Genomic DNA, 8,873 nt, shown 5'->3' on the forward strand with positions numbered 1-8,873 from the left:
CCCGCGGCGACGCCGGCGCGCGCATATTCGATGCCGTCGGCAATCGTATAGGCGAGTTCGAGGTCGGCCGTCGCGCCCGCCTCCTGCATATGATAGCCGGAGATCGAGATCGAATTGAATTTCGGCATGTGCCGCGAGGTATAGGCGAAGATGTCCGACACGATCCGCATCGAAGGCTTCGGCGGATAGATGTAGGTGTTGCGGACCATGAACTCCTTCAGAATGTCGTTCTGAATGGTCCCGGAGAGATCCTTCTGCGCGACACCCTGTTCCTCCGCCGCCACGATATAGAGCGCCATGATCGGCAGCACGGCGCCGTTCATGGTCATCGACACCGTCATCTCGTTGAGCGGAATGCCGTCGAACAGCTGGCGCATGTCGAGGATGGAATCGATCGCCACGCCCGCCATGCCGACATCGCCGGCGACGCGCGGATGGTCGCTGTCATAGCCGCGATGGGTCGCGAGGTCGAAGGCGACCGACAGGCCCTTCTGGCCGGCCGCGAGGTTGCGCCGGTAGAAAGCGTTGGATTCCTCCGCCGTCGAGAAGCCGGCATATTGCCGGATCGTCCAGGGCTGCTGGACATACATGGTCGGGTAGGGGCCACGCACGAAGGGCGGCAGGCCCGGATAGCTGTCGAGATTGGCCAGGCCCTTGAGGTCGGCCTGCGTGTACAGGTGTTTCAGGGCGATGCCTTCCGGCGTCATCCGCTGGCCCTTGAGCTCGACCGGCGCGCGGCGCGGCGCCGACCAGCCGATCTGGCTGAAATCCGGGATCATGAGCCGGCTCCGATCGACTGATCGATGCGAACTGGAAACAGCGGCTCGCAGGTCGCCACGCCTTCTGTCAGCGCGGGCCGGCGTTCGGCTTTCAATGTCTCGACGGGGCGCTCGCTGCCGGTGCGGAACAAGGTAGTGCCGATGATGCCGCGTTCGCCGGCCCGATAGACGGCATTGCGCTTCGCGGCGGCCGTCTGCACACGGTTCTGGATATAGCCCTGCTGCAGGCTGTTGAGCACGCCGCCCTCGGCCTCGATGCGCTGGAATTCTTCCCAGGCCGCCAAGCAAAGACCGTCGGTCAGCGCCTCGACCGCTCCGGAGCCGCTGGCCGGATCGGCCACGTGATGGAGATGGCTCTCATGCGCCAGGATCAACTGCGCGTTGCGGGCGACGCGGCGCGCAAAACCGGCCGGCAGTCCATGCGCGATGGTATGCGGCAGGATCGAGACGGAATCAGCGCCGCCGGTCGCGGCGGCAAAAGCGGCAATCGCGGTGCGCAGAATGTTGGTTTCCGGATCCGCCATCGCCATCATGCGGTAGGAGGTCTCGGCGTGGACGTTCGCCGTCGAGGCCGGGATCGAGCAGGCTTCCTGGATCCGCGTCCAGAGCTTGCGCAACGCCCGCACCTTGGCCATCGACAGGAACTGGTCCTGGTCGACGCTGAGGGCAAAGCCGATATAGGGCGCGGCATAGACCAGCGGCTGACGCGCCTTCTCGAACATCCTGAGATAGGACACGGCGGAAGCCATCATCGTGCCGAGTTCCTGCGCTTCGGTGGCGCCGGCATTGTGGAAGACGCGGCCGTCCGCTTCGAGCAGCACGCCGGGCACGCCCATCGAGAAGAAATGCGCCAGCGATTGCGGCATTGACTCCTGCAGCGCCTCGATCGAGGTGCGCAGCCGTCCGGTGCCGGCGAAGATTGCCGCCGGGTCGATGCCGAAGGAAAGGTTGAGCTTCGCCGGATCGGAGCGGCGCCGGGTCAGGAAGGCGAGCAGCCAATCCGCCACGGCGCGGCTCCACGGATGCGCATCGATGCGCACCTGGACCCGGTTGAGCGGCACGCCGTCGAGCACCGTTTCCAGCGCCTCCGCGGTTCGCGGCAGTCCATAGCCGAAGGCATTCGGCGCGCCCTCGAAAACCATCGACAGGCCGGTCGCGCCCTCGGCGATGTCCTCCCGCGCCTGGGCGCTGGCGCGGGCGACATCCGGATCGTCGATGCGCTGGCTGACGATCCATGGCGACTTCGGATTGGTGCGCACCAGCGGCTCGGCTGTCGTCGAGCGCTCGCTGAGCGGCTCGATGCGGATGCCGTCATCGGTGTGCGAAACAAGCTTCTCTTCGAAAGCGCCGCCGGCAAGCGCTTTTTCCGCCAGCGCCAGCCAGCGCTTGGCGTCCGGGTTGGGAAGGTCGACATCCCTAGTCAAGGCGCCGGCGCCCATCGCACTCCTCGTCTCTCGGCCGCATCAGCCACCAGTCTATGGTCCCCCGCCGCATATCACAATGCGACATCCGTCGCGGTTGTTCCGGCAGCCGCTAACCGATTGCCAAACATGCGCAAAATCCGCAAGCTAAGTAAGGTGGTTTCGCTGCCAGGGTCAAATTCGAATAGCGCCAAATTTGATGGTGGGCATTGTCGCCCGCCGATCGCGTTATTATCCTCCATGAGACCGGGCGTTTTTGGCGGAAGAGATTGCGGAAACCGGACATATGGCTGACCACACCAGCATCTTCATCGGCGCCAGCCGCAAGCCTGATGATTCCTACCAGCGCGCCGAGGAACTCCTGCTGCGCTACGGCAACCGCCACGGCCTGATTACCGGCGCCACAGGCACCGGCAAGACGGTCAGCCTGCAGGTCTTGGCCGAGGGCTTTTCAAATGCCGGCGTCCCGGTCTTCTGCGCCGACATCAAGGGCGACCTTTCCGGCATCGCCATGATGGGCGAGGCCAAGGATTTCCTTGTCAAGCGTGCAGAGCAGGTGAAGCTCGATCCCTATCAGTTTCAGGAATACCCGGTCATCTTCTGGGATCTGTTCGGCGAGCAGGGTCACCCGATCCGTGCCACCATCTCGGAAATGGGGCCGCTGCTTTTGTCGCGGCTGATGAACCTCACCGAAGCGCAGGAAGGTGTCATGAACATCGCCTTCCGCATCGCTGACGAAGAGGGCCTGCTGCTGCTTGATCTCAAAGATCTTCAGGCGCTGCTCGCCAACATCGCCGAGCGAGCCGACGAGCTCAGCGCACGCTACGGCAATGTCACCAAGCCTTCCGTCGGCGCCATCCAGCGCACGCTTCTGGTGCTTGAGCAGCAGGGCGCCGCGAACTTCTTCGGCGAGCCGGCGCTGCGCATCGCCGATTTGATGCGCACCACCCGCGACGGCCGCGGCGCGATCAGTGTTCTGGCCGCCGACAAGCTGATGATGAATCCCAGGCTCTACGCCACTTTCCTGCTCTGGCTGATGTCGGAGCTGTTTGAGGAACTGCCCGAGGTCGGCGATCTCGAGCGGCCGAAGCTGGTCTTCTTCTTCGACGAGGCGCATCTTTTGTTCGAGGACGCGCCGAAGGTGCTGGTTGATCGCGTCGAGCAGGTGGTGCGGCTGATCCGCTCCAAGGGTGTCGGCGTCTATTTTGTCACCCAGAACCCGCTCGACATTCCGGAAAAGGTTTTGGCCCAGCTCGGCAACCGCGTGCAGCACGCGTTGCGCGCCTATACGCCGCGCGAGCAGCAGGCGGTGCGGACGGCGGCCGACACCTTCCGGCCCAACCCGGATTTCGACTGCGCCACCGCGATTACCCAGCTCGCCACCGGCGAGGCGCTGGTCTCGATGCTGGAGGATAAGGGCGTGCCGGCCATGGTACAGCGCACATTGATTCGCCCGCCGTCGTCGCGGCTCGGGCCGATCACACCCGACGAGCGCCGCAAGGTCCTTGCCGAGAGCCCGGTCGCCGGGCAGTACGATCAAGCGGTCGATCGCGACTCGGCCTTCGAGATACTGCAGAAGAAGACCAGGGAGGCGCAGGAAGCCGAAGCGCAGGCGCAGCAGGCGGGCACCGGCGGCTCGCGCTGGACAATTCCGGGCTTCGACGATGTGTTGGGAGGGTCGGGCCGCCGGTCCTCCAACCGTCAGACAGTGGCCGAAGCCGCGATCAAGTCGGTGGTGCGTTCGGTGGGCTCTTCCGTCGGCCGCGCGATAGTGCGCGGCATCCTGGGGAGTCTGGCAAGGGGGCGTTAGCGGGAGGCCGTCCGCTTTCGTACGGGACCACGGACGCCTATCCCGACCGCAGCGCGTGGTCGCCGTCTCGGGCAAGGAGCTTCAACCGGATTTCCCGTCCGCCGCGCCGAGCGAATTTGCATCGCCCTCCATCATGCACAGGCTGTTCCCTATGTTACCTCACGACGATAAGATCTTACCTGGGGACTGCCAGGTAACATCAGCGACACCTAAATTTTTCGTGAGAGAAGTTTTTCCCCACGGAACCGCAATTTCCTGAAATACCGACCGCCTCAAATCGTGGCCTTTGACGTGTTGTTGCCGGGGGGCAAACTGAATAATGCCGATACCGCATGCGATCACGAACCATTGTGGCCGGGAAACCCAAGGCATCGTCCAAGATTGCGGCAACGCCGGAGAATCGGGACTCCGAATGGCAGCGCGGTGATGATCTCTCGACCTGGTTTTCAGACATTCTCACCGAGAGGCGACCGCTGCTCAACGCCAAAGGCGGGCTGTCGATCGGTCACACTCGGCTGGTGCTGCAATTCTTGAGCAAGAATTTTTCCCGAAAGCTTTCGCTCGCGGAGATGGCTGGTGCGTGCGATCTGTCTCCCTACCATTTCGCTCGGGCATTCTCTACGACGTTCGGGGCATCGCCGCATCAGTATGTCCTCAAGCTTCGTCTGGACTATGCCGAGAAGCTACTTGCCGACGGGGGCCTCTCGATCACGGACATCGCCGATTTGAGTGGCTTCTCGAGCCAAAGCCACTTCACCACCACGATGAAGAAGTATCGCAACGTCACCCCGTTGCAGGTGCGGGCAAGGCAGCTTGATCGTGGCCGGGTGAGTAAGATAGGGCGAGGCTAATTTACTGTGAACTTTATTTCCGTCCTGCCTTATAGAAGGAATATCTAAAGTAATTCTGTGTTAACCTCGCGAAGAACTGGTGAATATTTATAGATACACAGCAATCTGCTGGAATACAGAATTCTGAAAAGCATGCCTTTCTGCAGCAAATTCGGCTGTCGCGGATTCTGAGATGGGCTGAGGGGACATGAGCGACGATACGGCCATCGGCCGCAGCCTTTCCGAGGAGATCGGCTACTGGCTGGTGTCGGCATCCAGCACGCTTGAGAAACGCTATGGAGATGGCGTGCCCCTGGCCAAGCAGGACATGCTGCTTGCCCATTATCTCTACGGCCTCACCGCCGTGGTTCACGCGGGCGACGCGCCTGCTGCCCATCTGGCGGCTGTGCGATCCTATCTCGGCAGGCTGATTCCGCAGGAGCGGGTCACGCGAGCGCTGCAGGCCGTGCCGGAGGAGGGGGACTCCTGGCTTGAAAACACGCTCGATCGCGTCGAGGCGATCGGTGAAAAGCAGGGCCATGCGCTTCTGGCGCGCGGCGCCGATATCGTCATCCCATTTTTGAGCAGACACGCTTCGGCGGCAGGGTCGGCGGAACCTGTCGTGATCGAGCGCGACCGACCAAAGGAGGCACTCTCGCAATGAACCTCGGGCAAGCACGAAACACCCGGCGCGCATCGGCGCGTTTCGCTGGAAACTGGGTACCCGGCGCTGCCGACAGCCGCTCGCTGCGCCGCCGCTTGATAGCCGCGCTGCGCAACGCGCATCGCGTGCTCGGCCTGAAGCGCGACCGGTTGGGGCATGGGATGCTCAGCGCCGGCGGGGCGACCGGCGCCCTGGTCGCCGTCGCCGGGATCATGATACCGCAAGCGGCGTTCGCGCAGGTTGCCATGGGCAATGGGGTTGTCAGCAATCCCGCAAACTGCACCAATCCCAGTGCTGCGACTGCAGGCAGCACCGCTATCGGCTGCGGCAGTAGCGCCGGCGCCAGCTCAACCGCAATTGGCTCTGGCACCGTTGCCAATGGCCAGAACGCCTTGGCGATAGGCGACGCAAACAATACAATCGGCGATGGCTCCATCATCATCGGCTACGCAAATTCTGCCAATGGTCTCAATGCGATAGGCATGGGTGTCTTTGCGAACGCCACCGGCACCAATGCCCTTGCGGTCGGCGGAAATGCCCATGCCAATGGGGATGGCTCATCGGCTTTTGGCGTCAACACGGTTGCAAACGGCGCAGGTGCCACCGCTATCGGCAATGGGACGAGCGCTGCCCTGAATGCTTCGGCCCTCGGCCTTGCTGCCGCGGCAAGCGGGCTGCGCGCCACCGCGCTCGGGTATGGGGCGAAAGCGTCGGGAGTGGATTCGTTTGCCCAGGGCAACAACGCCACCGCAAGCAACCAGAACGCCATCGCGATCGGGTTCCAATCGGTCGCTTCACAGATCAACTCCATCAATATCGGCGGGCGCACCGTCGCGGGAACGGGTGCCCTTGCGCAGGGCGCCATCGCCCTTGGCACGGATGTGCAGGCATCTCAGCAAAACACCGTTGCCATCGGCATTCTGACCAAAGCAACTGGAACGAGCGCCACGGCGATGGGCAACACGGCAAGCGCTTGGGGCAACCAGTCCATCGCCTTGGGTTTGGGCGCGCAGGCAGGCGTTCAGGCCAACACGGCCCTGCCCAATAGCATCGCGATCGGCACCAACTCGCTCTCTTCCGGCGCTTTCGCCGTCGCGATGGGACCTGCCTCAATTGCAAGCGGCGCTGCAGCCACGGCGATTGGCAACACGGCCGTGGCCAGCGGCCAAAACGCCTCCTCTTTCGGGTCCGGAGCAAGTGCGGCAGGAGACAATTCTCTCGCTGCCGGCGTCAGCGCCAGCGCCGGGGGCCTCGACAGTACCGCGCTCGGCATCGGCACCGTAGCCAGCGCAGACAATTCCACCGCCGTCGGACGTGAATCCCGCGCCACCGGACTCAACAGCACTGCGCTCGGCCGCGGCGCCCAAAGCACCGCCCAGAACTCCATCTCTCTCGGCGCAGGCACGAGAGCGACCGGGATAGGTGCCGTCTATGTCGGCTCGAGCACCTTTGCAACGAGCGCCAGTGGAGACAACGCCATCGGCATCGGTACGGACGTGACGGCATCCGCGGACGACGCCCTTGCAATGGGACGCGAGAGCCAGGCGACGGCAACCAACGCCGTCGCGGTCGGTCTGCAGTCCGCTGCGCTCTCCGCCGACTCCATCGCCATGGGCACGGGCGCGACCGCCGATGGCGGCAAGGCCGTCGCCATCGGCGCCGGCAACTCCGCCTATGGTGACGGCGCGGTCGCCATCGGCGATCCGAGCTATGCCAGCGGCACTGGCGCCTTCACCGGTGGCGCCAACAACATCGCCAACAGCGACGGCACGGCCAGCGCCACCGCCGCCAACCAGGCCGCCGGCGCGGTTGCGATCGGCAACAACAACAAGGCGATCGGGCAGGGTTCCGTGGCGCTGGGCAACGGTTCCACCGCGGGTGCGACCGGCTTCGTCGGGAATGTCGCGCTGGGCAATGGCGCGACCGCCACGGCAAGCTCCGGTGATGTGGCCCTCGGCTCGGGCTCGGTCACCCAGGTGGCCGTCGGCACCTCCGGCACGACGATCGGCGGCACGGCCTATACCTTCGCCGGAACGACGCCGACCTCGACAGTCAGCATTGGGGCGCCGGGCGCTGAGCGGACCCTCACAAACCTCGCCGCAGGACGCATTAGCGGCAGCTCGACTGACGCGATCAACGGCTCGCAGCTTTTCGCGACCAACCAACAGGTTACGCAGAACACCACCGATATCGCCAATCTCAGCACGTCGCTCACCGACATCAACAACGGCGGCGGCATCAAGTATTTCCATGCCAATTCCACGCTCGCCGATTCCCAGGCGCTGGGAACGGATTCCGTTGCGATCGGCCCCAATGCCGTCGCCGCCAATGCCGGCGATGTCGCAATCGGCCTGAACGCGGTTTCGGGCACCACGACCGCGGTCGGCAGCACGGTCATCGGCGGCGCGACCTACACCTTTGCCGGCGGAACGCCGGCCGGTGCCTTCTCGGTCGGCTCGGCCGGCGCGGAGCGCCAGATCCAGAACGTCGCGGCCGGGCAGTTGAACGGCTCCTCGACCGACGCGGTGAACGGCTCGCAGCTCTTCGCGACCAACCAGCAAGTGACGCAGAACACCACCGACATCGCCGCCAACACCGCTGACATCACCAATCTCGGCAACACGATCAACAGCTTCGCCGGCGACACGTCGACCGCCTATACAGATGCCAACGGTGAGGGTATCCGCTATGTCCGCACCAACGACACGACGCTGCCCGTCGCCGATGCCTTCGCGCAAGGGGTGGGCTCCTCCGCGCTCGGCTACCAGGCGACGGCCTCCGCCGGCGATTCGCTGGCGCTCGGCCGGGGCACTCAAGCCACGATCCTTGGCGGCGTTGCGCTCGGTGCCGGCTCGGTTTCGGATCGTGCGGTGGCGCCGACATCGGGATCGATCCTCTCCGGCACCGGGCTCATCCCCTACAACACTGCGGACATGAGTCTGCTCGGCGCCGTCTCGGTCGGCACCTCCACCTCCTATCGTCAGATCATCAACGTTGCCGACGCCACGGAGGACCAGGACGCGGTGACGCTGCGCCAGTTGAAGGGCGCGCTGAGCTCCTTCGCGGTGACGGGAACCATGTACTTCCACGCCAATTCGACCGCCTCGGATTCGCTTGCGGCCGGCATCGATTCGGTTGCGATCGGTCCGCGCACCACCGTCAACGGCGACAACGGCATAGGCATGGGTAACGGCGCCATCGTGCAGTCGACGGCACCGGGCGGCATCGCGATCGGCCAGACCTCGACTGTCAATGCGGCAGACAGCATCGCGCTAGGGACGAACTCGACCGCCAACGGTGCCCAGTCGATGGCGCTCGGCGCCGGCGCCACGGCCAACGAGCCGGGCAGCGTCGCGCTCGGTGCGGGCT

General features: G+C 64.4%; 6 protein-coding genes. 4 read left to right on the top strand and 2 right to left on the bottom strand.

What is annotated here, in order from left to right; all coding sequences use genetic code 11:
* Both EOA75_RS23625 and EOA75_RS23630 read right to left on the bottom strand, forming a co-directional pair.
* A partial coding sequence (locus tag EOA75_RS23625; RefSeq protein WP_245466716.1) for a methylmalonyl-CoA mutase family protein occupies positions 1 to 779 on the bottom strand: 779 nt, incomplete at its 3' end.
* Complete coding sequence (locus EOA75_RS23630; RefSeq protein WP_127325299.1) at positions 776 to 2,218, bottom strand: methylmalonyl-CoA mutase family protein; 1,443 nt, start codon at positions 2,216 to 2,218, stop codon at positions 776 to 778. The genes EOA75_RS23625 and EOA75_RS23630, both read right to left, overlap by 4 nt.
* Positions 2,219 to 2,486: 268 nt before the next feature.
* On the opposite strand from EOA75_RS23630, the gene EOA75_RS23635 reads away from it, so the two are divergent.
* The 4 genes from EOA75_RS23635 to EOA75_RS23650 form a co-directional block, all read left to right on the top strand.
* The gene (locus EOA75_RS23635) at positions 2,487 to 4,010 is read left to right on the top strand and encodes a helicase HerA-like C-terminal domain-containing protein (protein ID WP_095800180.1); all 1,524 of its coding nucleotides are present in this window, start codon (positions 2,487 to 2,489) and stop codon (positions 4,008 to 4,010) included.
* Positions 4,011 to 4,360: 350 nt separating this feature from the next.
* On the top strand, positions 4,361 to 4,861 hold the full coding sequence (locus tag EOA75_RS23640) for an AraC family transcriptional regulator (protein WP_245466717.1): 501 nt from the start codon (positions 4,361 to 4,363) through the stop codon (positions 4,859 to 4,861).
* Between the two features lie 187 nt (positions 4,862 to 5,048).
* Complete coding sequence (locus EOA75_RS23645; protein ID WP_095823739.1) at positions 5,049 to 5,504, top strand: hypothetical protein; 456 nt, start codon at positions 5,049 to 5,051, stop codon at positions 5,502 to 5,504.
* Positions 5,501 to 8,873: calcium-binding protein (locus tag EOA75_RS23650; protein ID WP_127325301.1), on the top strand; the 3,373-nt coding region annotated here is incomplete at its 3' end. The genes EOA75_RS23645 and EOA75_RS23650, both read left to right, overlap by 4 nt.

It is taken from the genome of Mesorhizobium sp. M1A.F.Ca.IN.022.07.1.1 (assembly GCF_003997575.1).
GTDB lineage: Bacteria > Pseudomonadota > Alphaproteobacteria > Rhizobiales > Rhizobiaceae > Mesorhizobium.